Here is a 24,093-nt window from a genome sequence, read left to right as displayed (position 1 = left end):
TATGGGCAGAGATTTTATATATCATATTAGCGCATTTTTTGTTTTTCTCTTGTTGCAACTATTTGTATTCAGCCAGCTTAACTTTCTTGAGTATGGCTTTTGTTTTATTTACGTTGGGTTTTTTTTAATGCTGCCTTTTGATTTTGACAGAATTCTCGGTTTAATTATCGCATTCGGCACTGGATTAATTTTAGACATTTTTTATCAAAGTGGTGGAATTCATACAGCTGCATCTGTGTTTCTAATGTTTATAAGGCCGGGCTTATTAAGCTTATTGAATCCTAAAAGTGGCTTTGAAATTGGAATGAGAATTACGGTTAATCAAATGGGTTGGGGATGGTATTTGATGTACGCCTCGATTTTGATTTTCAGTCATCATTTGATTCTGTATTGTCTCGATGCTTTTAGTTTTTCATTGTTTTTTAAAGCCATGCTCTATGCGGCTGTTTCCGCTATATTTTCGCTGGTGATGATTATTACTGTTCAATTGCTCCTTTTCAGCAAGATTAAAACATGAGAGATAATAGAAAATACGTCTTTATCGGTATCATAATTATAATCGGCCTTGTATTTATTTCAAGGCTTTTCGCACTTCAGGTTCTGGATTCCAATTACAAATTAGCCGCCGAGCATAACATTATTCAGAGAAAAGTGCATTATCCATTCCGGGGTCTGGTCCTTGACCGAAAAAATAATGTCCTTGTTGAAAATGAACCGGTTTTTGATGTAATGGTAGTGCCCAAAGAAGTTGAAGAAGATCAAAAAGATAAATTTTGTGAAATCTTTAATATTGATGAGGAGAAATACGATGAGAAGCTAAAAAACGCTAAATCTTATTCCTATGTAAAACCATCTATTTTTATTAAGCAATTGCCCCTCGAAGAGTTTGCCGAAATAGAAGATAATCTTGTTGGATTTAACGGTTTTTATGTATCCCCTCGTACGGTGCGATCTTATCCGCATAAAAGCATGGCATCGGCATTGGGTTATATTGGTGAAATAAGCAAATCACAACTCGAAAAATATGAAAAAGAACATTATGAGCAGGGTGATTTTATTGGAAAGAGTGGCCTTGAATCCGAATATGAGCAGGAATTAAGAGGAGTTAAAGGAATAAGCTACCAAATGGTAAATGTTCGGGGTTTGGTAAAAGGAAAATTTAAACAAGGCCTTTACGATACACTTTCATCGCCGGGATCAAATATCAAAACCTCCTTAGACCTTGAATTACAACAATACGCCGAATGGTTAATGGAAGGGAAAAGAGGAAGTGTAGTTGCAATTGAACCAAATACCGGTGAAATCCTCACATTTATTTCAGCACCCTCCTATGACCCGAATATTTTAACGGGAAGAGACTTCCCAAAAAACTATCAGAGTTTATTGGAAGACACTTTAAAACCTCTATTTATCCGGCCTTTAATGTCTCCTTATCCTCCGGGCTCCATTTTTAAGCTGGCCCAGGCTTTAATTGCTCTTGAAGAAAAAGTGATTTTCCCTTATACCAGAATTACCTGTAACAGAAACATTATTGCATGCCACGGTGATCACTATTTTGAAGATCTAAAGGGGGCCATTAAAAATTCATGCAATCCCTATTTTAGAGAAACTTTCAAAAGAATTATTAATCAGAATTTGGATGAGAATACCTACAAAGACTCTGAAATTGGATTGGCCACCTGGAATAAACACATCAGAAGTTTTGGTTTTGGAACCCCACTTGGAATTGACATTCCAAATGAAAAAGGAGGTTTTATTCCGCAACCCGCCTATTATGACAAGCTTTACGGCGATAACCGTTGGAAGTTTTCTACGATTTACAGTCTGGCAATCGGACAAGGTGAAATTTCAATTGTACCGATTCAAATGGCCAATTTGGCAGCGATACTTGCTAATAGAGGTTATTATATGACTCCACATTTTATTAAGGACATCGATGAAAAAGAAAGTATTCCTGAAACATACAAAGTCCGAAATTATACAAGTATTGATACTGGGCATTTTCCAATTGTTATAGACGCCATGGAACAAGTGGTAAAAAAAGGCACAGGATTGCGCGCCAATGTACCTGGAATCGATGTTTGCGGAAAAACCGGAACAGCTGAAAATCCCCATGGTGAGGATCACTCCGTTTTTATCTGTTTTGCCCCAAAAGAAAATCCAAAAATTGCCATTTCGGTATTTGTAGAAAATTCAGGACAAGGAGGGCGAGCGGCTGCCGGTATTAGTGGTTTGATGATCGAAAAATATTTGTTGGGAGAGATCAAACGGACCTGGCTCGAAGACTATATAAAGAAAGGTGAATTCATTTATTAATGAGAACCGAAGGAAGACTTACGGATAATATCGACTGGACTGTAATTGCAATTTATTTAGCCCTGATTACATTTGGTTGGCTTAATATCTATGCCGCTGTATACGATCCCGAAAATCCTACAAGTATTTTCAATTTTTCTCTTAATTCAGGAAAGCAATTAATATGGATTGGAATATCCCTGGTATTTGCTTCGATAATTATGCTCATGGATTTCCGCTTTTTCCGCACCTTTTCATGGCTTATTTATTTTATGGTAATCGCCAGCCTAATTGCCGTATTATTTTTGGGAACCGAAGTTGCCGGTTCAAAATCCTGGTTTCAAATAGGTGGAGTGCGAATTCAACCATCTGAATTTGCAAAATATGCCTGCGCACTGGCTCTGGCAAAGTTTTTAAATAAATCTAATTTCAGCTTCAGAAAATTCAAACACATTGTGGCCATAGCTGCAATCATAATAATTCCTCTTGCCCTTACAGTGCTGCAGGGCGATACCGGATCTGCTTTGGTGTACTCTGCTTTTATTTTGGTTTTGTTTCGAGAAGGTATGTCACCGATAATTTTAATAATAGGTGTACTCTCAGCCATACTTTTTATTTTGACCTTATTGGTTTCAAAAATTGTAATTATCGTGGCAATGATCATCCTTGGAATACTCGGAATATTATTGAGTTTGAAAGAAGCAAAGCGGATCATTTTGGTAATCATGGCTGTGGTCTATTCCATTGGATTAGTAATCAGCGTGGATTATGTTTTTAACAATGTATTAAAACCCCATCAGCAAAATAGAATTCAGGTATTTATTAACCCAAATGCAGACCCAATGGGAGCAGGCTGGCAGGTGACTCAATCTAAAATTGCCATAGGAAGTGGTGGATTTTGGGGCAAAGGATATTTAAAAGGAACACAAACAAAATTTGATTTTATTCCGGATCAGAGTACGGACAATATTTTTTGTACCGTTGGAGAGGAACACGGGTTTGTTGGCTCGCTTATTTTGGTCTCTGTTTTTGTATTTTTTCTAATAAAACTCGTTCAAATTGCTGAGCGCCAAAAGTCGAGATACGCCAGGGCCTATGGCTATGCTGTGACGAGTATATTTTTGTTTCATGTTATGGTAAATATCGGTATGACAATTGGCCTCTTTCCTGTCATTGGAATACCCTTGCCATTTTTTAGTTATGGTGGTTCGGCATTAGTTGCTTTTTCAATTTTGCTTTTTACCTTGCTAAAATTAGATGCCCACAGATTACAAATTCTTGGCAGATAGACTATTTGTATTTTCGTTCTATTATTTCATTAAACTCTGCCACCGATTCTTTTGAAATATCCCAGTTGTATTCAGGAGCAAGCTCTTCTTCGATAAATTGATTTGCCTCTTCCCAGGATTTAAAGGAATCCAAAGTATTTAAGGCCTTATCGTAATTATCAAGATTGCCGCCAAACAACTCTTTAATAAAAACAAATCTCTGATTCAGTGATATTGATTTTGAAATGCTATTGATTTTCTGTTTTTGCATATTATCGAGCAAAGACGATGACTTTTCTCCTTTGTGTTTGTCATTGAGAATTCCCGAATCAGTTTTATATTTTTCATTTACAATTTGCTCATTATCAAATTGATAACTCTTCCCCTCTTTAAATGTATCCGCTTTAGGTTTAATCTCGCTTTCTTCAGTTTCCTCAATTTTTAAAAACAGCTCTATATCCAGATTTTTCTTTGATGAAAAATAGTCGAATATCTCCTTTTCCTCTGCGTCAAAACTTATCGAATGAATTAGTTCACCCAGCTTTTCTCTATTGCTTATGTCTATTTTCTCTGTGTCTATTTTGGCAAGGAAATTTTCATACATTTTCCTATTGAGATCCAAATAAGTTTTGTACTGATTTAATGTCTCACGGTTAAGCATGTCATCCTCCAATTCATTAATGAAGTGAACCAGAAAATAATCTGGCACAAGATAAAAAAGTATGGTGTCCCTGATGGCAAGGCTGTAAAGCCCATGCATTAATTCAAAAGGAACATTAATATGTCTGGACAACAAATTCATGAAATCCTTAAGGGACTCACTAACTTCCTTTTTGTCAAAATCAAAATAAGGACTTCTCATTTGTATATTTTGAACTTTCCAGCTAAAAAAAATCTCTTTCAAAATAAAAAGGTTAACTTGTTTCACTTCATTTAGCGATAAAATATCCTTTCCTGAAAAATGACTTTTTTGGCCTTTTAGCTCATTTAGAAAAATTCCAGCTAATTCATCAGAATAGTCCTGTATGGCAATAAGGTTTAGTTTGCTCTCCATAGTGAATTTTCTTTCATTTGCGAAGTTAAAAAAGATGCCAGATATTCTTATTAAGAACCTCTTCAATAGAAAGGTACCATTTTACCCTTCAAATAATTCAGTTTTGGAAGCTATTCATTCTGAATTCATAGACTGGATGCATACATGTGGCGGAAAAGGGCGATGTACTACTTGTAAATTGACTTTAATAAATGGAACTGAAAATATCAGTTCTTTGACAGGAGCAGAATTGAAGTATAGAAATAAAAATTTATTAAATGAAAATCAAAGATTGGCTTGTCAATGTAAAATAAGCGGGGACATAGAGATTGAAGTGAGTCCTGAAAATAAATTACCTCATATGAAATACTCCTACTAATATGTTTACAGAACCTTTTTTTCAGGATAGCGAAATTGCCAATTCGGGATGGGTAGAAGTGGTTTCAGGACCCATGTTTTCCGGTAAAACAGAAGAGCTTATGCGTCGTTTGCGTCGTGCTAAAATTGCACAACAAAAAATAGAATTGTTTAAACCTTCTTTGGATAAAAGATATCATGAAAAAAAAGTTGTTTCGCATGATGAAAGTGAAATGGAGTCAATAGTTATCGAGAATGAGAATGACATTCTTAAATTATCAAAAGATGCCCAGGTAATTGCCATTGATGAAGCCCAGTTTTTTAGCAAAGAAATTATCGATATTATCAAAACCATTGCCGATGAGGGTAAGAGAGTAATTGTAGCGGGCTTGGACAAAGATTATATGGGTAATCCTTTTGGTCCAATGCCTCAGTTAATGGCTAATGCAGAATTTATTACAAAGCTTCATGCCATTTGTGTGCGCTGTGGAAGTCTGGCTTCATTTTCATATCGCATTAAGAAGTCTAATAAAACTGTTATGCTTGGAGCATCCGATGAATACCAGGCTAGATGTCGCGCTTGTTTCAATCTCGATGAGTAAAATAAGACGGTATAAGTCGCGTTCTCAAGCCATGAAATATACTTTTTTAAGTATTTTATTTATCCTGAATTGCCTTGGATTTTCAAAAATCTCGGCACAATCAAATATTCCCGTTGGAAGCTGGAGGACGCATTTTTCTTATTACCAAATAAATTCGATAGAAGAAACCAATAATTACATTTATGCAGCTTCAGAAAATGGATTGTTTAGAGTAGATCCTAAGACCGGAATATTTGATAAAATAAGTAAAATTCAAGGGCTAAACGATAACAGGATTTCTGTGTTAAAATATCATAAAGCACTAGCTACTTTAATAATAGCATATGAAAGCGGTAATATAGACCTAGTGGATAGCGATGGTTATATAATAAACATCGATGCGATAATTCAATCTTCTGCAATTGTTGGTTCCAAAAGAATTAATCACATATCCATTGATGGAGATTTTGCTTTTCTCTCCTGTTCGTTTGGATTGGTAAAATTAGATTTGAGGAAAATTGAAGTCGCTGAAGATTACAGAAATCTTGGACTTGGAAATAACAGTCAAATTGAAATTTATGCCAGCACCGTGGATACAAATGGCGACAGCATTTATTTGTCTACATCCCAGGGAATAATGCAGGCTCCTTATAATAGTTCAGTCAATTTACAAGATGTAAATAATTGGCGTTTGTTTGTTTCTGCTGACAGTGTTCCTCAAAATAATTTTTCGGATTTAGTTTCCTTTAACAATTCAATATTTGTAGCAAGAAACAATAGCAATTCTGCCGAGTTATGGCAATATGAATCCGGGAAATGGCAGGAAAGAATGCCCGGACTGGGAAGTCAAATAAAAAAGCTTAAAATTATCAAGGATCAATTTATATTGATAACAGGCAATAATGTCCAATTGTGGAATGCCACTGACACCTTTAGCAATACAATATCCGAGCTTGAAATTTTTCCAACTCCTGATGATTTTCTAATAGATAAAAACGGGAAATATTGGATTTCTTCGCCGGACAGAGGTCTTATTTCAAATCTGAGCGGTGAATATGAATTCTATAATCCAAATGGGCCATTTAAGAATCTTGTAGCCCGTATGGCCTATAATGATGGAATGCTGGTGGTGACATCGGGAGGAAGAAAGACAAATTTTACACAACAACTAAACGATTTTGGATATTCTATTTATGAAAATGGAGAATGGATTAATTATTTACCGAAGGAGCTGCCAAATACTAAAAATATAGGGAAATTCCTTCTTGATCTTTACGAACCCTACTTTTATAAATCCGCCAATTTACTGGCACTGGGATCAATTGGATATGGAGTTCTGTTGCAATATAATTCAGACTCTTTTCAGGTTTTTAATTCGAATAACTCCACATTATTTAACATTTTGGATGGTTTTGCCTCTACGCGAGTTACCGCAATGACCGAAAATCAGGAGGGTGAACTAGTGCTGGCAAATAATGAATCGCCGACGCCAATTAATTTTTACAGTCCGGAAAATGGATGGAGAACACTTCCTTTTTCTGCTCAAAATCTCGATCGTATTGATCAAATGCTGACAGACGAAGGCAACAACATTTGGTGTAGAGTAATTAATATCACCGGAGGTATAATTGTGTTTAATGAAGAAGAAAATCAAATAAGAAGTTTGAATGCGGCAGAAGGAAATGGCAACCTTCCAACCAATGCTGTAAATGATATGGCAATTGATCTTGACGGAGATATTTGGGTTGGAACCAATGATGGAGTCGCAGTATTTTTCAATCCTGATAGAATTTTTGAAGGTGGAAATGTTGATGCCAGTACTCCCATTTTTGAAAACAGACCTTTATTGCGCGAGGAGATAATAACATCAATAGAAGTAGATCCGGCTAATAGAAAATGGGTGGGAACAAATAACGGTGTGTGGTTATTTGAACCGGATGGCACAAACGTAATCGCTAATTTTACAGTCGATAACAGCCCTTTGATAAGCAACAGAATCGTAGATATCGAAATCAATGAACAAAACGGGGAAGTCTTTTTTGCAACCAATGATGGAATTGTATCTTATCGTGGTACAGCTACGAGTTCAAATAGTGTTTGCGATGATATAAAAGTATTTCCCAATCCTGTAAAACCCGGATATCAGGGAAACTTAAGTGTTTATAATATTCCACAAAATGCCATAGTAAAGATTGTTGACAATGGCGGGAAGTTGTTTTATGAGCAGACAGCAACAGGGAATTCAATTACCTGGAATCTTAGATCCTACAACAATACAAAACCGAAATCAGGCGTATATTATATTCTAACTACGACGGAAGATGGTGAAGAATTCTGCAATACAAAATTTGCTATTATTGAATAATGCTTCACAAGACACGCGGAATTGTTTTAGGCTATATCAGTTATAAGGAAAACTCGATAATAGCTAAGGTTTATACAGAAGAATTTGGCCTTAGATCCTATATAGTCAACAGCGTAAAAAGTAGTAAAAAAGGCAATAAAATGGCCTATTTTCAAAGTCTGAATATTTTGGAAATGGTTGTTTATGAAAATCAAAACAAAGAAATTCAGCGTATTTCAGAATTAAAGCTGTTCCTTCCATTCAGGAGTATTCCATTTCATCCTTTTAAAATTATTATCGCAATGTTTCTGGCTGAATTGCTGATTAAATGTCTAAAAGAAGAAAGTGCGAATTCCGCTAAGTTCAATTTTTTGGTTGAGCAGATTGCATTGTTTGATCAAATTAAAGACCATATTGAGGATTTTCATATTGATTTTATGTTGAAGTTAAGTTCATTTCTAGGTTTTGCTCCAAACCAACTAAAAGACTTTAATTCGGCCGGTGTTCTAATGGATACCCGGCAATCCAAAATTGTTGAAAAGCTTATAAATTTTAATCAAATGCCCCTTAAGGGAGCTGATAGATTTCAATTGTTGGAATTATTAATTAGGTACTACCAATATCATTTAGATAACTTTGGAGCATTCAGATCAATTAATGTTTTAAGAGAAGTTGTTCACAATTGATATATATTTAAATTTATCTCAGAATAAATTCATATGACACCTGTTCTTCACGATGAAATCCCATCTTTGGATCTCAATGATTTTAAGTCAAAGGATGAAGCATTAAAAAATAGTTTTGTTGAAAAATTGGGCGAAGCTTATTCAAATATTGGTTTCATAGCCCTTAAAAATCACGGATTATCAGAAAATGATTCACAAAAATTATACGCTGCATATCAGCGGTTTTTCTCACTCCCGGATGAGATAAAATTGAAATATCACGATAAATCTATTTTCGGACAAAGAGGCTATACCCCGAAAGGACAGGAACATGCAAAAGGGAGAAATACAGGAGATTTAAAGGAATTTTATCATGTAGGTCAGCCTTCGGGCTCTCCGGAAGATTTAAGTGAAACGTATCCTGTGAATATCTGGCCTAAAGAAATTCCCGAACTAAAAGATATTTCCATAAATGTGTTTCAAACATTGGAAAGCGCTGGACAACAGGTGCTAAGAGCAATCGCATTATATCTGAACCTCGATGAAAACTATTTCGACCAAAAAGTTGAAAAAGGAAATTCAATCTTAAGGCCAATACATTATTACCCAATTGAAAATCCCGAAGAAATTCCCGAAGATGCGGTTCGGGCAGCAGAACATGGCGATATTAATCTCATTACTCTATTAATGGGTGCAAGCGCAGAGGGATTGCAGGTTTTGAGAAGAGATAATAAATGGATCCCAATTACGGCCCTTCCAGATCAAATTGTTGTGAACGTTGGAGATATGCTTGAAAGACTGACAAATGGTGTTTTGCGATCGACCATTCACAGGGTGGTCAACCCTCCTAAAGAAAAAATGAAAACTTCCAGATATTCAATACCATTTTTCATGCATCCAAGATCTGACATGGATTTGAGTTGTTTGGATTCTTGTGTTTCAGTATCAAACCCTAAACAATTTGATGACATCAGTGCGGGTGAATTTTTAAATGAGAGGTTAAAAGAAATTGGCTTAAAGAAATAAGTTTTGGCCAAGCTAAGGGACTTCAGATATTTTATTTTTCTTAAAGATGTACTCGGCCTTTCACTGACCGCATTTGGGGGTCCTCAAGCACATATAGCGCTGTTCACAAAACAATTTGTGGAAAAACGGGGCTATGTTACCGAAGAAGAACTTTTAGAATTGCTTGCACTGTGTCAGATTCTTCCTGGTCCTACCTCGACCCAAACCATTACAGCTATAGGATATAAAAAAGGTGGTGCAACATTAGCTTACCTGACACTTTTAGTTTGGATTTTCCCTGCAGTATCCATTATGACTGCTGCAGGTGTTTTAATTTCCTACCTGGATGAAAATCAGCGCTCAATGGAGTTTGCGAGATTTATTCAGCCAATGGCAGTGGGCTTTGTAGCTTACGCAGCTTATGTGATTTCATCAAAAGTAATAAACACAAAACTCGGCGGGGCTTTAATGGTGATTGCAGCTGTAATCAGTTATTTCATACGTTCCCCTTGGGTATTTCCGATTTTACTTTTAACGGGTGGAGTTATTACCGCCATGAAATTTCAGCAGCAACCAAAGCAGGATGAGAAAGAAAAATTAAATATTGACTGGAAAAACTTCATCCTATATCTTGGAATATTAATTCTGGCCGCTTTATTGGGTAATCTACTTGCCTATAAACCACTTCTAATTTTTGAAAATTTTTATAGGAATGGAAGTTTGATTTTTGGAGGTGGGCAAGTTTTGATACCATATTTACACACAGAATTTGTAGAGTTTAAACACTATTTAAGTTCAGAAGAATTTCTAACCGGTTATGGAATGGTTCAGGCGCTTCCCGGACCTGTCTTTAGTTTTAGCGCATTTGTAGGTGCACTTTCACTTAGGGAATTGGGCATTGGAGGTGAAATACTAGGAGCTACAATGGCTGCATTAGGTATTTTCTTACCGGGTACGTTTCTGATATTTTTTATTATTCGATTCTGGGAATCACTAAAACAGTATAGAGTGGTTAGAGCCTCATTGGAAGGAATTAATGCCGCTAGTTCAGGATTGGTTGTGGCAGCTGCATTAATTTTATTTGAACCTATTGGGGTAGATATTATTAATATCGGATTTATGGACATCGTAAACCTTCTTGTTATACTTATAACATTTTTAATGTTGATGTTCAGCAAAGTGCCCTCGCCACTAATTATATTAACCGGATTACTTGCCGGATTCATATTTTAAAGCGGTTTCTTATTAAGTTTAAACTGTATACATTTGTATACGTAAACTTCCTTTTATCCTATTTTGACCTTTTTAAAATCCAAATCGCAGCTTTTTAAAGCTATCATTCTCATTTTACTTTTTAATACAAACTTTGAAGTAAGTATTGCTCAAACCACAATTTGGTCTGAAGGTTTTGAAACGTATGCTGATAATGCCACTGTCGCAGTTGATAATAATACAAACGATGTAGGTATTGATTGGACAGTAGAAGCAATGGGTTTGACCGGAACTTCATTTCGGGTAGAAAATGCATTCTTAATTAATGGAACTCGCTCTTTCGTAGCCAGAAATACTGGTTTAGGCATTTCTAAAACATGGCAAAGTGAAACCATAGATATTTCTGCCTATGAAAATGTAAGTGCATCAGTTCTTTACAATGAAACTGGTACTTTGGAGCCTGCAGATTCGATTTTAATTGAATACCGTCTGGATGGAGGAACCTGGATAAGTTTTACAAATGGTTTCCAGTCCGATGATATGGTTGTATCACAAGATACAGCCACAATTAGTGGAATTCTTGGATGCACTATAGAGATCAGGATTACTGCTGCAAATGATGCCACCAATGAATATTGGTCCTTTGATGATATTTTGGTTGAAGGATTTGGCGTTGCTGACTACGCCTGTTTCACCGCCGCCTCCATGAGCGTCTCGGAAACCGGCACCTCGGCTGCCTCCGATTATACCTTTTCTCAAACCGTGCCCGCCGATGGCGTGCTTGACCTGGACGTCTCGGCCGGTAACCTGGTGCGCATCGTCCTGCCCAACGGTGACTTCTCTTCAGCCACCACCGCCGGAAGTACCTTTGACGGGAACGCCATCGCCGCTTTTACCACCCAGACCTCCGACACCCTGGAGTTTCTCGCCCCTTCCACCGTTGCCGAAGGCGCTGCCTTTGACATCCTTATCATCGGGGCTACCAATCCCGCCACCGAAGATCAATACACCGCCTCACTGGAAGCGGTCAACGATGAGGGCGGTATCAATCATTTTAATTACAGCTATACCGTCGGGCCCGCCTCCATCTGGTTTGAAGACTTTGAATCTTATGCCGATAATGCCAACGTTGCTGTGGACAATAATTCCAACGATGTCGGCATCGACTGGACCCTGGACCCCATCGGCTTTACCGGAACCTCCTTCCGCGTTGAAGACTATTACATGATCGACGGGGCACGGGGCCTGCTCGCTCGTAACACCGGCCTGGGCATCTCTAAATCCTGGACCACCGAATCCATTGACATCTCCGCCTATGACAATGTGCGCATCGATGTGGAATACGGGGAGTTTGGTACCCTGGAAGCCGCCGATTCCATCGTCATCGAATACCGCCTCGACAGCGCCGCCTGGATCCGCCTCAACAACGGCTTCCATTCAAACGATATGCCTAATGGTCCTGAAAAAGCCACGGTCACCGGACTGCTCGGTTGTCAGGTCGAAGTGCGCGTCACCACCGCCTGTGATGCCACCAACGAATACTGGACCATTGATAACGTGCGCGTCTCCTCTGAGGATGCTACCAATAACGCCTGTTTCACCGCCGCCTCCATGAGCGTCTCGGAAACCGGCACCTCGGCTGCCTCCGATTATACCTTTTCTCAAACCGTGCCCGCCGATGGCGTGCTTGACCTGGACGTCTCGGCCGGTAACCTGGTGCGCATCGTCCTGCCCAACGGTGACTTCTCTTCAGCCACCACCGCCGGAAGTACCTTTGACGGGAACGCCATCGCCGCTTTTACCACCCAGACCTCCGACACCCTGGAGTTTCTCGCCCCTTCCACCGTTGCCGAAGGCGCTGCCTTTGACATCCTTATCATCGGTGCCGTTAATCCCGCCACCGAAGATCAATACACCGCCTCACTGGAAGCGGTCAACGATGAGGGCGGTATCAACCATTTTAATTACAGCTATACCGTCGGGCCCGCCTCCATCTGGTTTGAAGATTTTGAGACCTATGCCGATAATGCCAACGTTGCTGTGGACAATAATTCCAACGATGTCGGCATCGACTGGACCCTTGAACCCATCGGCTTTACCGGAACCTCCTTCCGCGTTGAAGACTATTACATGATCGACGGGGCACGGGGCCTGCTCGCTCGTAACACCGGCCTGGGCATCTCTAAATCCTGGACCACCGAATCCATTGACATCTCCGCCTATGACAATGTGCGCATCGATGTGGAATACGGGGAGTTTGGTACCCTGGAAGCCGCCGATTCCATCGTCATCGAATACCGCCTCGACAGCGCCGCCTGGATCCGCCTCAACAACGGCTTCCATTCAAACGATATGCCTAATGGTCCTGAAAAAGCCACGGTCACCGGACTGCTCGGTTGTCAGGTCGAAGTGCGCGTCACCACCGCCTGTGATGCCACCAACGAATACTGGACCATTGATAACGTGCGCGTCTCCTCTGAGGATGCTACCAATAACGCCTGTTTCACCGCCGCCTCCATGAGCGTCTCGGAAACCGGCACCTCGGCTGCCTCCGATTATACCTTTTCTCAAACCGTGCCCGCCGATGGCGTGCTTGACCTGGACGTCTCGGCCGGTAACCTGGTGCGCATCGTCCTGCCCAACGGTGACTTCTCTTCAGCCACCACCGCCGGAAGTACCTTTGACGGGAACGCCATCGCCGCTTTTACCACCCAGACCTCCGACACCCTGGAGTTTCTCGCCCCTTCCACCGTTGCCGAAGGCGCTGCCTTTGACATCCTTATCATCGGTGCCGTTAATCCCGCCACCGAAGATCAATACACCGCCTCACTGGAAGCGGTCAACGATGAGGGCGGTATCAACCATTTTAATTACAGCTATACCGTCGGGCCCGCCTCCATCTGGTTTGAAGATTTTGAGACCTATGCCGATAATGCCAACGTTGCTGTGGACAATAATTCCAACGATGTCGGCATCGACTGGACATTAGAAAATCTTTTATCGGGAACATCGTATCGGGTTGAAAATTATTATATGATCGACGGGGCAAGAGGCCTGCTTGCAAGAAATGTACCTCTTGAAAATGCCTGGACCACCGAAACCATTGATATTTCCAATTATGATAATGTAAAACTGGAAGTTGAATACGGTGAATTTGGTACCCTGGAAATTACAGATTCAATTCGAATTCAATATCGCATGGATGGGGCGAGTTGGGAAAATTTTGAAATCAACGGAACACATCAGGATGATTTGCCTTTTGGCCCTGAAAAAGCTGTTTCAAACAATCTATTGGGCTGTGAGGTTGAAATACGTGCATTGGTTCGAAATAATGCCACTAATGAATATTGGACCATAGATAATGTCAGGGTAAGCTCGGAAGCTGCTCCTACTAATTCTTGTTTTGAAAATTCTACCTTGATCAATACCGATGATTCCCCTTCTGCAGTTACAGTTTTTACATACAATCAAAATATAGAAAGTGATGTCACCAAAACACTTGATATTTCGATAGGCAATCAGATAATAATAGTCTTACCAAATGGAGACTTTTCTACTGCAACATTGGCTGGAAGTACCTTTAATGGCGTGGCGATTTCATCATTTACTACACAGAACAATGATACATTAATTTTTAATGCTCCTACCGGTATTTCTGAAGGGGTAAATTTTGATATTATTATCAATAATGTTACAAATCCCGCCGAAACCGGATTTAGTTCTTCTAAAATAATTGCGACGAATGACGGTGGTGGAATCAACCATTTCAATTATAGATTTAGCGTGAGCCCAATAAACATTTATGCAAGATTGGATGGAGATTGGAATAACAGCAGTACCTGGTCTACTATAGGAATCGGTGAAGCAACATGTGATTGTGAACCCGGCACAAGCTCGGTGGTCCTCATTGATGGCTTTGATGTTAATAGCCCGGCAAGCGATGTGGTTATTAATTCACTACTTATACAAAATGATGTAAGAAATGATGATGCAAGTTTAAATATTAATGGAGGCGTGAGTTTTACAGTGAATGATAATTTAGATCTTGAGCTTGATGATGGAGGAGAAAACACTACTCTAAATGTAAATGGTGTCGGCACACAGCTAAATGTTGGAGATTCACTGACTATGCTGACATTGATTGGTGGTGATTTGAGTTTGTTAATTGATGACAATTCCCAGGTCAATATTACAGGAGATTTAATTGCAAACCATCAGGGTGGAGATGACATACTTATTCACATAGGAAATAATTCGGTAGGAAGTACTGCGCAGCTCAATGTGACGGGGAATGTTTATTTAGATCACAATGGCAATACAGGAGGAGATGATCTTGAATTTTTGTTTAATGATAATAGCAGTGGCTCAATTGGGGGTGATCTTATAATCGATACCGATTTTTCAAGTGCCGATAATTTGATAGCACGCTTAAATGATAATTCGACTTTAGATGTTTCAGGCAATATTGAATTTTTTGCAATCGCTTCGGGGGAATCAGAAATTGAATTAAACAATGATAGCAGATTATCTATTGGGGGTGATTTTATAAGAAATGCAAACTTTGGAATCCTGGATATGAATAATAATTCCACTTTGGAATTTAATGGATCAGCTAACGCTCAAACATTCCCTCAAAATACCGGTGGAGCTGGTGATAACTTTAATTATGTCAATGTAGAAATCAATAATAGTTTCGGTACCGGCCCACAATTATCCCTTGACGGTGATGTAACCATTTCCAATCAATTAACGCTAACAGATGGAATAGTTGACGCCAATGGAAATACGCTAATATTAAGCAGTACAGACCCCTCTGATATTACAGGGTATTCATCCGCTAGTTTTATTACAGGCTTAGTGAGAAAGAGTATTTTGGTCAATACCGATACCATACCTTTCCCGGTTGGAACAGGTGGCAATTCAGTAGATTATCAACTCATGGAATTTATCAATAATAATGCAGCGGGAATAAGTGCATTGGAAGTATCGGTATCAACCATTAATGAAGTTGGAAATAATGTGGATGGAAATTTAAATCCGGTAATAGCTTCAGATGGTCCGGCAATAGTAAATATCTTTGAAGATGCAGAATGGGATATAAATCCGGTGGGTGCAATAAGTGGTGGAAGTTATGGCTTGCGTCTTCATGTTGAAAATATCACCGGTTTGAACGGAACTTTGGATAATGCTTTTACCATTTTGAAAAGACCTTCTGCTTCAACGAATTACAATGAATGGGATGCATTGGCAGGAACAACATTGATGCCTCCATTGGATTCCGCAGGAAGAATTTATGATGCCGGCAATGGTTTTGCTCAAAGAACAGGTTATACTACTTTTTCAAAATTTGCTATAGGTGCCAGTGCCGGTGCTCCACTACCTCTGGAGTTAATTGCCTTTAATGCCGAATTGATAAATGATGAGGTACTAATTAACTGGAAAACTATTAATGAGAAAAACACATCACATTTTAATGTAGAAAAAAGTAGTTCAAGTTTCGATTGGATCTCTATTCAAAGTGTGGATGCCGCGGGATATTCAAATGAAGTTTTAAATTATACTGTAATTGATAATGATCTGTACGAAGGTGAAAACTACTATAGACTTAAACAGATAGACGCGAATGGCAGCTTCGAATATTCCAGAGTAATTTCTGTATTCTACGATCTTGCTGCGAATTTAAAGATCAATGTTTATCCAAATCCATTTAACGATTTTATTCATGTAGATTTTGACAAAAGGCCATCAGGCAATTTAGAAATTACTGATGTCAATGGTCAAACTTTGTACAAAGCAGAATTGAATAAGGAAAATCAAATCAATTTGGAGTCCTCATCTCCGGGCTTGTACTTTATAATAATTGAAACTAAGAATACGACGATAGTCAGAAGAATCGTGAAATCCAAATAAGGAAAACCAAAATATTTCATCCCCTATCTGTATTAATTGAAAGCAATCCTATCATTAAACTTAAACTGAGACAGTAAAAAGTAAAATTCTGTGTCAATCGTTTATTTCATTCCTTATCTTGGTACAAATTTTTCAAAAATATGATCAAACTCGTTTTAGTCAGGCATGGCGAAAGCCTTTGGAACAAAGAAAATAGATTTACCGGTTGGAAAGATGTGGATCTTACAGAATTGGGAGAAACTCAGGCTAAAGAGGCTGGTAGATTGCTAAAAGAAGAAGGATTCGTCTTTGATCTGGCCTACACTTCTGTATTAAAAAGGGCCATCAGAACTTTGAATTTTGTGTTAGATGGAATTGATCAGGCCTGGATTCCGGTGATAAAAGATTGGAGATGGAACGAAAGGCATTATGGCGCTTTACAGGGATTAAACAAAGCTGAAACCGCAAAAGAATACGGTGATGAACAGGTTCTTATCTGGAGAAGAAGTTATGCTACACCTCCACCCCCTCTTGAAAAAGAAGATGAAAGATATCCGGGTAAAGATCCGAGGTATTCAAGTCTCGATGAGAATCAAATACCATTAACGGAAAGTCTCGCTTTAACTGTTGAAAGGATAAAACCACTTTTAGAAAATGACCTGTTTCCGCGTCTGAAAAAAGGAGAAAAAATCATTGTTGCTGCACATGGCAATAGCATTAGAGCATTTAAAAAACTAATTGAAAATATGCCGGAGGACGATATCTTAAAGGTGAACATTCCAACAGGTGTTCCATTGGTTTATGAACTGGATGACAATTTAAATTATATTAAAGATTATTATCTGGGAGATCAGGATGAAATAAAAGCAGCAATGAATAAAGTTGCCAATCAGGCGAAAAGTAAATGAATAAAAACAGAATAATATCAATTGCAATAGCAGTCTTAACAACTGCTATTTTTTTTCAATGTAGCCCTTCAAATGAAGATTTTAAATATCCTGCCGAGCATTATGATGTATTGAAAATAATCAATCAACAAATTGAATTTCTCGATTCTTTATCACCCACTTTAGAAAAGACCGTAATATTTATCGATGATTCATCCACTGTTTCTAAAAGCGACATTGACTGGTCGGAGGAACTGGAATTATTTAAAGCAATGAATATAAACAAACCCGCATTGGCACCTTTATACGATTCAGTTGTCAATGAGGCACTAGTGTATCGTTTAAAAAAAGCTGATTACAAATCGAAAATCAAGGAATTAAAAGTAAAACCTGCCAATGCCATGTTTCCCGAAATGATATCTGCTACCATCATTGAGGATAATTATCTTTATGCTTCTGAAAAAAAGCTTATGCTTTATTTTGATCAAAAAAGAGAGCGTTTGGAAAGCTATCATATCATTTCAAAGACAAAAGTGATTTTAAAAAGTGAAGAGGGAGGAGAAATTTTAGCCAAAATTAATTATTAAAATGTCGAAGCCTGAAAAGAAACTGTTTCTTCTGGATGCAATGGCCTTGATTTATAGAGCTCATTTTGCTTTCAGTAAAAATCCAAGAATAAATTCCAAAGGAGTAAATACAGGAGCTACCTATGGCTTTACAAATTCTCTTTTAGAAATTTTGCAAAAGGAAAAGCCCACTCATATTGCTGTGGCAATAGATACCAAAGCGCCAACTTTTAGACATAAGGATTACACCGATTACAAGGCCAATAGACAGGAACAACCTGAAGATATCGAAAGTAACATCCCATTTGTGATTAAAATGGTTGAAGCCTTCAATATTCCACTTTATGGAATTGATGGATACGAAGCCGATGATGTCATTGGCACACTGGCAAAAAAAGCCTCAAAAGCGGGTTTCGAAGTGTTCATGATGACTCCCGACAAGGACTACAGCCAATTGGTAGAAGAACACGTATATTTATACAAGCCTGCTTTTATGGGTAAGGGCGTTGAGGTATTGGGTGAAAAGGAAGTTATCAAAAAATGGGAAATCGAAAATCCCGATCAGGTAAGAGATATCCTGGGACTTTGGGGCGACAGTGTTGATAATATTCCCGGAATTCCTGGAATAGGTGAAAAAACCGCAAAAAAACTCATTCAACAATACGGTTCTGTTGAAAACCTCGTCGAACATGCTGATGAATTAAAAGGAAAACAAAAAGAAAATGTCATTGAGTTTGGAGAGCAGGGTATTTTATCTAAAAAGCTTGCAACTATTGCTGTAGATGTTCCAATTGAGTTTAACGAAGAAGATTTACGTCATAACGAACCAAACAATGAGCAACTCATTGCTCTCCTTGATGAGCTTGAATTCAGAACAACTAAAAAAAGACTTTTTGGCGATGAAGGTGATTCAGGTAATTCAAGTTCCTCTTCTAAGAAAAAATCAGATGAAAATCAGATTGATATGTTTATGCCATCCGAATCCGAGGAAGTATTAAAAATATCACCGGAAAAAGAGAATATTCAAACTGTAAAACATCAATATTATCTCATTGATTCTGAATCCAAACGAAAAAATCTTATTCGATTTCTATCAAGACAGGAGGAGTTTTGTTTTGATACAGAAACCACAGACATCAATGCCTTTGAGGCCGAAATAGTAGGGCTGGCTATATCCTACAATGCCCATGAAGCGTATTACATTCCAATGCCTCAGGATCAGGATGATTGCAGATCAATATTAAGCGAATTCAAAGAGATTTTTGAAAATGAAAGGATTTTAAAGATAGGACAAAACCTAAAGTATGATATTACAATTTTATTGACCTACGGAATTGAGGTTAAAGGGGCATTATTTGATACTATGCTTGCGCATTATTTAATTGAACCGGATTCCAGACACAATATGGATGCCCTGTCCGAGAACTATCTGAATTATACACCGGTCTCCATTGAAACATTGATCGGTAAAAAGGGAAAAAATCAAGGCAATATGCGTGATGCTGACCCTAAAGAGGTTGCAGAATACGCCGGGGAAGATGCTGATATCACTCTCCAACTCAAATACAAACTGGAACGAGAGCTCAAGTCACATAATCAGGAAAAATTATTTAATGAGGTAGAAACCCCATTGGTAAAGGTTTTATCCGATATGGAAGTATCGGGAGTTAAAGTGGACCGTGGAACATTAAAAGAAATTTCTGATGAACTGGGTAAGGCAGCTCAGATAACGCAGGATAAGATTTTTAAAATTGCAGGAGCAGAATTTAATATAGCTTCACCAAAGCAACTTGGTGAAATTTTATTTGATAAAATGAAACTTGTTGAAAAACCCAAAAAGACAAAGACGGGTCAATATGCAACAGGTGAAGAAATACTATCTCAACTTGCAAATAATCACGAAATTGCTTCCTTAATACTTGATTTTCGGGAATATCAAAAGCTAAAATCAACTTATGTTGACGCCCTTCCCGAATTAATTAGTCAAAAAGATGGTAGAATTCATACCTCTTACAATCAGGCAGTTGCTGCTACCGGACGATTGAGTTCAACAAACCCCAATCTACAGAATATTCCTATCAGGACTGAAAAAGGGAGGGAAATAAGAAAGGCATTTATTCCCGGAGATAATGAACACATTTTATTATCTGCAGATTATTCTCAGATTGAATTGAGGATAATGGCCGCTTTTGCCGAAGATAAAAGTATGCTCGATGCTTTTGAAAATGGCATTGATATTCACTCCACCACTGCAAGTAAAATATTTAAAGTCGAATTGAATAAAGTTGATTCCGATATGAGAAGAAAGGCCAAAGTTGCCAATTTCGGGATCATATATGGAATTTCTGCATTTGGTCTTTCCCAAAGATTAAATATCCCAAGAAAAGAAGCAGCAGCACTTATAGAAGCTTATTTTAATGAATTTCCCAACGTTAAAAAATACATGGACGATATCATTAACAGCGCCAGGGAAAATGAATACGTGGAGACGATTTTAGGCAGGAGACGCTATTTAAGAGATATTAATTCCAGAAACCAGACTCAAAGAGGTTTTGCTGAAAGAAATGCTATCAATGCACCCATACAAGGATCTGCTGCAGATATGATTAAAGTCGCAATGATAAAAATCCATGACTGGATGAAATCAGAGAAAATGAAATCAAAAATGATTCTTCAGGTTCATGATGAATTGGTTTTTGATGTTTACAAAAATGAATTAGACAGCTTAAAGAACAAGGTAGAGGATATAATGAAAAATGCCATTCCTATGAAAGTGGCAATGGAAATTGGTATGGGTACCGGCCTCAATTGGTTGGAAGCACATTAATATACCCGGAGTTGTCAGTTCCGGGTATTGATTAATTGGAATTTTAATAAACCTCTCCTTTTATGTTTAGCGCGACATCGCCACCATTGGAAGAAACAGTAAGGCTTTTGTTGAAATGTCCAATTTTGGAAGCATTATAAGTGGCTTTTAAATAACCCATTTCACCTGGTAATATTTCTTCTTTTGAATATTCTGAAGCCGTGCATCCACAACTTGTTTTCACATTGCTGATAATCAGGGGGGCATCTCCTTTATTTTCAAATTTAAAGGTGTGTGAAACAGGAATTCCTTTTTCAATTTTCCCGAAATCATGTTCTTCTTCCATCATCGCCATTTTAGCATAGGATGAATTTGAATATTCCGATTCCATGATAAAAGACTCGACCTGTGCATTGGTATTAAAACCAAAGGCAAAAACTGAGATTAGAATGATTAATGAGTATTTCATAATTAACAAAATTTGGTTAAAAAAAAATTTATGTATCCAAATCACAGCTTTTCCCGTATAACATAGTGTTAAGAAGTTCTTAATACTTGTTAATGAAATGTTAAATAAACCAGGAATAAGGTAGTTTAATTAAAAATTAGAAATCATGTTAAAATTTAAAGCCATATTAAGTGCCGGATTGTTTGCAGTTGGATTAATCTACTGGTCTTTAAATGAATTTACTGTCCAGATTGATAAAACAAGCAATCCTTATAATACTATTTACGCCATTACAGGAGATGAATATTCCACAGTGGAAATTCTTAAATGTGCCGATTTAAAAAGTGTAGAAACTTTTACTTCACACGAAAATTGTTGTTCGGGAGACCTTAATTTACAGACACAAAAGAAATGTTTAGAAGACTGGTTTGAAACCGAGCTTTTCGCAAAGAATCAATATTGAATTGTACATGAAATTTTGTTAATGAACTGTTAAAATATTGGCTTTGTGTCAATAATAAATCTAATTTATGCCTGTGAAAAGCAGGCATTTTCGTTTTTTAGTTATAATCGGTATAGTTTCTATCCTTTCAATTGCACTCTTGCAATTCTTCTGGTTTCATCAGGCCTTTAATGTTAAAAAGAAGGAATTTGAATTAAACGTGTTTCAAGCCTTGAGTGAGGTAGCTGCTGAAATTTATGTTTACAATGGAAATAAGGTTCAGGATAATTTTCCCGTAGAACAACTATCTGAAAATTATTTTGTGGTAATGATCAATGACCAAATTGATTTGCAACTTCTCGATGATCTCCTGGAAAGAAAATTTCAATCGCGATATATCAATAGCCCTTATATATATACTATTTACGATTGTGAAAACGATCACCTGCTTTATGGCAGCGAAACACAAAACCAGGATTCTCCTGTAGAAAAATTAGTTTTTCCTAAATGGGATAAAGATCAATACTATTTTGGTGTTTTCTTTCCAAGTGTAGAAAAAACACTAGTAGGAGGTTTGAAAGGATGGATTTTGCTTTCTCTTATACTTCTCCTGATTATTATATTTTTTTCAATTTCTCTCTACATTGTTTTTCGTCAGAAAAGGCTTTCTGAAATAAAAAGAGATTTCGTAAATAATATGACACATGAGCTTAAAACACCTCTTTCAAGTATTAAACTTAGCTCAGAAGCAGTAATGAATAAAAAGACTATCGATGCAGAAACGCAAAAATACCTGGAGATTATTTCACATGAAGCCGATAAACTAAAACGTCAGATTGAAAATGTTTTAGAACAGGCACGTGGTGAGAAGGACGGACTTAGCCTTGAAAAAGAAAAGGTTGATTTTAAATTGTTTTTGGTAACTATTCTGGATCGATTCAATTTAAGCAGCAATAAAAAAATTGACTTTGACTTAAATTCATTGGCATCAGGCACACATGTTAATCTGGATAAACTCCATATGGAGCATGTCATTCATAATTTATTGGATAATGTAATCAAATACGGTCCGGTATTTCCCCACCTCGAAATTGGGATTCGTACTATTAAAAAGCAATTGATAATAACTTGGAAAGATAATGGCCAGGGAATTCCTGCCAAATTCAAGAAACGTATTTTTAGTCCATTTTTTAGAATCAGCCAGGGTGATTTGCATGACAAAAAAGGTTATGGCCTTGGACTGCATTATGTAAAAAATGTGATACTTGCGCATAAAGGTAAAATTCGTTGGGTTAGCAATGAAAACTCGGGATATTTTGAAATAATTCTACCTCTGGAATGAAAAAACGAATCTTATTGATTGAGGATGATCAGAATCTTGGCTTTCTAATTCAAGACCAATTGCAGCAACATGGATTCATTGTAGAATGGTTTAAAGACGGAGAAAGCGGTAAAAATTCGTTTATTAAAAATACCCCTGATATATGCTTATTGGATGTTATGCTTCCCAAAAGCGATGGTTTTTCTTTAGCCCGAAAATTTAGGTTAAAAGATCAAATAACTCCCATATTATTCCTGACGGCCAGAGATTTGCTGGAGGATAAATTAAATGCTTTTAAAAGCGGTGCTGATGATTATATAACGAAACCGTTTAGCATGGAAGAGTTAATGTATCGCATAAATGTTTTTCTCAAAAGAACTGCAAATTCACATGATGCGATAGAACCTTCTCAGTACTCTCACAAAAATTTAATCATAGATTTTAGAAAGAATCTTTTAAAAATTACCAAGGATGAAATCAAATTGACTGAAAAAGAAAAAGATCTATTTAAAATATTGATTTCAAATAAAGATCGAATTGTAAAAAGAGAGGAAATTTTACTAAATATATGGGGTGATGATGATTATTTCAAAGGAAGAAGCCTTGATGTATTTATCAGTAAACTCAGAAAGTACCTAAACAAATCTTCAAATAGAATTATAAATTATCATTCCATCGGATTCAAATGGGAAGAAGCTTAAGTTCTAAAAATGTGAATTAAACTTCATTATTAATTCATCTTCACTTAATATTTTATCGATAAATCAGTTGTAATTTTACACCATTAATTTCGTGTAATGACTGATTTCTTCGTTATCATATTTCTCTTGATTGTTATTGTTTATATGATTTTTCTTATCGCTCCTATAAAATTTTCAAAATTTTTCAATAGGCTCAATTCATGGATAAATCTATGGTAGCCCTGAATTGTGGCAAAAAATAGATCCTCCATTAATTAAAATTTTTCTCGCTTT

The 24,093-nt window shown here is 37.4% G+C and carries 18 protein-coding genes; 16 read left to right on the top strand and 2 right to left on the bottom strand.

What is annotated here, in order from left to right; all coding sequences use genetic code 11:
• Position 1: 1 nt before the first annotated feature.
• Genes HZR84_08985 through rodA form a run of 3 tightly spaced genes read left to right on the top strand, consistent with a single transcriptional unit; the run spans position 2 to position 3,584 of the window.
• On the top strand, positions 2 to 517 hold the full coding sequence (locus HZR84_08985; protein QNL22069.1) for a hypothetical protein: 516 nt from the start codon (positions 2 to 4) through the stop codon (positions 515 to 517).
• Complete coding sequence (mrdA, locus tag HZR84_08980; protein ID QNL22068.1) at positions 514 to 2,316, top strand: penicillin-binding protein 2; 1,803 nt, start codon at positions 514 to 516, stop codon at positions 2,314 to 2,316. The genes HZR84_08985 and mrdA overlap by 4 nt, the downstream gene beginning before the upstream one ends.
• Entirely contained in the window at positions 2,316 to 3,584 is a 1,269-nt protein-coding gene (rodA, locus tag HZR84_08975; GenBank protein ID QNL22067.1) for a rod shape-determining protein RodA, read from the top strand. The genes mrdA and rodA overlap by 1 nt, the downstream gene beginning before the upstream one ends.
• Before the next feature lies 1 nt (position 3,585).
• On the opposite strand, the gene HZR84_08970 is transcribed toward rodA, so the two are convergent.
• On the bottom strand, positions 3,586 to 4,617 hold the full coding sequence (locus HZR84_08970; protein ID QNL22066.1) for a hypothetical protein: 1,032 nt from the start codon (positions 4,615 to 4,617) through the stop codon (positions 3,586 to 3,588).
• A 34-nt stretch (positions 4,618 to 4,651) separates the two neighbouring features.
• Here HZR84_08970 and HZR84_08965 point away from each other — a divergent pair, with 34 nt between their 5' ends.
• From HZR84_08965 to polA, 10 genes are all read left to right on the top strand, one after another.
• Positions 4,652 to 4,975 carry a (2Fe-2S)-binding protein gene (locus HZR84_08965; protein QNL22065.1) on the top strand — a complete coding sequence of 108 codons (324 nt, stop codon included), beginning with the start codon at positions 4,652 to 4,654 and terminating at the stop codon, positions 4,973 to 4,975.
• Position 4,976: 1 nt separating this feature from the next.
• Positions 4,977 to 5,555: a thymidine kinase gene (locus HZR84_08960; GenBank protein ID QNL22064.1), complete on the top strand. Its 579-nt coding sequence runs from the start codon at positions 4,977 to 4,979 to the stop codon at positions 5,553 to 5,555.
• Positions 5,509 to 7,899, top strand: coding sequence for a hypothetical protein (locus HZR84_08955; protein QNL22063.1), 2,391 nt, complete (start codon positions 5,509 to 5,511; stop codon positions 7,897 to 7,899). Before HZR84_08960 ends, HZR84_08955 begins: the two co-directional genes overlap by 47 nt.
• Complete coding sequence (gene recO / locus HZR84_08950) at positions 7,899 to 8,564, top strand: DNA repair protein RecO (GenBank protein ID QNL22062.1); 666 nt, start codon at positions 7,899 to 7,901, stop codon at positions 8,562 to 8,564. The genes HZR84_08955 and recO overlap by 1 nt, the downstream gene beginning before the upstream one ends.
• A gap of 33 nt (positions 8,565 to 8,597) precedes the next feature.
• On the top strand, positions 8,598 to 9,569 hold the full coding sequence (locus HZR84_08945; protein QNL22061.1) for an isopenicillin N synthase family oxygenase: 972 nt from the start codon (positions 8,598 to 8,600) through the stop codon (positions 9,567 to 9,569).
• 3 nt (positions 9,570 to 9,572) lie between these two features.
• Positions 9,573 to 10,781, top strand: a complete 1,209-nt coding sequence (gene chrA / locus HZR84_08940) for a chromate efflux transporter (protein ID QNL22060.1) — start codon at positions 9,573 to 9,575, stop codon at positions 10,779 to 10,781.
• Between the two features lie 63 nt (positions 10,782 to 10,844).
• A complete protein-coding gene (locus HZR84_08935) occupies positions 10,845 to 16,670 on the top strand; it encodes a T9SS type A sorting domain-containing protein (GenBank protein QNL22059.1) in 5,826 nt (1,941 codons plus the stop codon).
• A gap of 140 nt (positions 16,671 to 16,810) precedes the next feature.
• The gene (gene gpmA / locus HZR84_08930; GenBank protein ID QNL22058.1) at positions 16,811 to 17,557 is read left to right on the top strand and encodes a 2,3-diphosphoglycerate-dependent phosphoglycerate mutase; all 747 of its coding nucleotides are present in this window, start codon (positions 16,811 to 16,813) and stop codon (positions 17,555 to 17,557) included.
• Positions 17,554 to 18,123 (top strand): hypothetical protein, encoded by a 570-nt coding sequence (locus tag HZR84_08925; protein QNL22057.1) that lies wholly within the window; start codon positions 17,554 to 17,556, stop codon positions 18,121 to 18,123. Before gpmA ends, HZR84_08925 begins: the two co-directional genes overlap by 4 nt.
• Before the next feature lies 1 nt (position 18,124).
• Complete coding sequence (polA, locus tag HZR84_08920) at positions 18,125 to 20,929, top strand: DNA polymerase I (GenBank protein QNL22056.1); 2,805 nt, start codon at positions 18,125 to 18,127, stop codon at positions 20,927 to 20,929.
• 43 nt (positions 20,930 to 20,972) lie between these two features.
• Here polA and HZR84_08915 read toward each other — a convergent pair whose 3' ends face one another.
• Positions 20,973 to 21,299 (bottom strand): DUF1573 domain-containing protein, encoded by a 327-nt coding sequence (locus HZR84_08915; GenBank protein QNL23223.1) that lies wholly within the window; start codon positions 21,297 to 21,299, stop codon positions 20,973 to 20,975.
• 223 nt (positions 21,300 to 21,522) lie between these two features.
• On the opposite strand from HZR84_08915, the gene HZR84_08910 reads away from it, so the two are divergent.
• The 3 genes from HZR84_08910 (at position 21,523) to HZR84_08900 (ending at position 23,820) form a co-directional block, all read left to right on the top strand.
• Positions 21,523 to 21,819, top strand: a complete 297-nt coding sequence (locus HZR84_08910) for a hypothetical protein (protein QNL22055.1) — start codon at positions 21,523 to 21,525, stop codon at positions 21,817 to 21,819.
• Positions 21,820 to 21,892: 73 nt separating this feature from the next.
• Positions 21,893 to 23,140, top strand: coding sequence for a HAMP domain-containing histidine kinase (locus HZR84_08905; GenBank protein QNL22054.1), 1,248 nt, complete (start codon positions 21,893 to 21,895; stop codon positions 23,138 to 23,140).
• Entirely contained in the window at positions 23,137 to 23,820 is a 684-nt protein-coding gene (locus tag HZR84_08900; GenBank protein ID QNL22053.1) for a response regulator transcription factor, read from the top strand. Before HZR84_08905 ends, HZR84_08900 begins: the two co-directional genes overlap by 4 nt.
• Positions 23,821 to 24,093: the final 273 nt, after the last annotated feature.

It is taken from the genome of Hyphobacterium sp. CCMP332 (genome assembly GCA_014323545.1).
GTDB lineage: Bacteria > Bacteroidota > Bacteroidia > Cytophagales > CCMP332 > CCMP332.
This window is presented reverse-complemented; position numbering and strand designations above follow the sequence as displayed.

Bases quoted from the DNA above. Each gene is read 5' to 3' on its own strand.
- HZR84_08985 (QNL22069.1), top strand. From the start codon at position 2: ATGGGCAGAGATTTTATATATCATATTAGCGCATTTTTTGTTTTTCTC.
- mrdA (QNL22068.1), top strand. From the start codon at position 514: ATGAGAGATAATAGAAAATACGTCTTTATCGGTATCATAATTATAATC.
- rodA (QNL22067.1), top strand. From the start codon at position 2,316: ATGAGAACCGAAGGAAGACTTACGGATAATATCGACTGGACTGTAATT.
- HZR84_08970 (QNL22066.1), bottom strand. From the start codon at position 4,617: ATGGAGAGCAAACTAAACCTTATTGCCATACAGGACTATTCTGATGAA.
- HZR84_08965 (QNL22065.1), top strand. From the start codon at position 4,652: ATGCCAGATATTCTTATTAAGAACCTCTTCAATAGAAAGGTACCATTT.
- HZR84_08960 (QNL22064.1), top strand. From the start codon at position 4,977: ATGTTTACAGAACCTTTTTTTCAGGATAGCGAAATTGCCAATTCGGGA.
- HZR84_08955 (QNL22063.1), top strand. From the start codon at position 5,509: ATGAATACCAGGCTAGATGTCGCGCTTGTTTCAATCTCGATGAGTAAA.
- recO (QNL22062.1), top strand. From the start codon at position 7,899: ATGCTTCACAAGACACGCGGAATTGTTTTAGGCTATATCAGTTATAAG.
- HZR84_08945 (QNL22061.1), top strand. From the start codon at position 8,598: ATGACACCTGTTCTTCACGATGAAATCCCATCTTTGGATCTCAATGAT.
- gpmA (QNL22058.1), top strand. From the start codon at position 16,811: ATGATCAAACTCGTTTTAGTCAGGCATGGCGAAAGCCTTTGGAACAAA.
- HZR84_08925 (QNL22057.1), top strand. From the start codon at position 17,554: ATGAATAAAAACAGAATAATATCAATTGCAATAGCAGTCTTAACAACT.
- polA (QNL22056.1), top strand. From the start codon at position 18,125: ATGTCGAAGCCTGAAAAGAAACTGTTTCTTCTGGATGCAATGGCCTTG.
- HZR84_08915 (QNL23223.1), bottom strand. From the start codon at position 21,299: ATGGAATCGGAATATTCAAATTCATCCTATGCTAAAATGGCGATGATG.
- HZR84_08910 (QNL22055.1), top strand. From the start codon at position 21,523: ATGTTAAAATTTAAAGCCATATTAAGTGCCGGATTGTTTGCAGTTGGA.
- HZR84_08900 (QNL22053.1), top strand. From the start codon at position 23,137: ATGAAAAAACGAATCTTATTGATTGAGGATGATCAGAATCTTGGCTTT.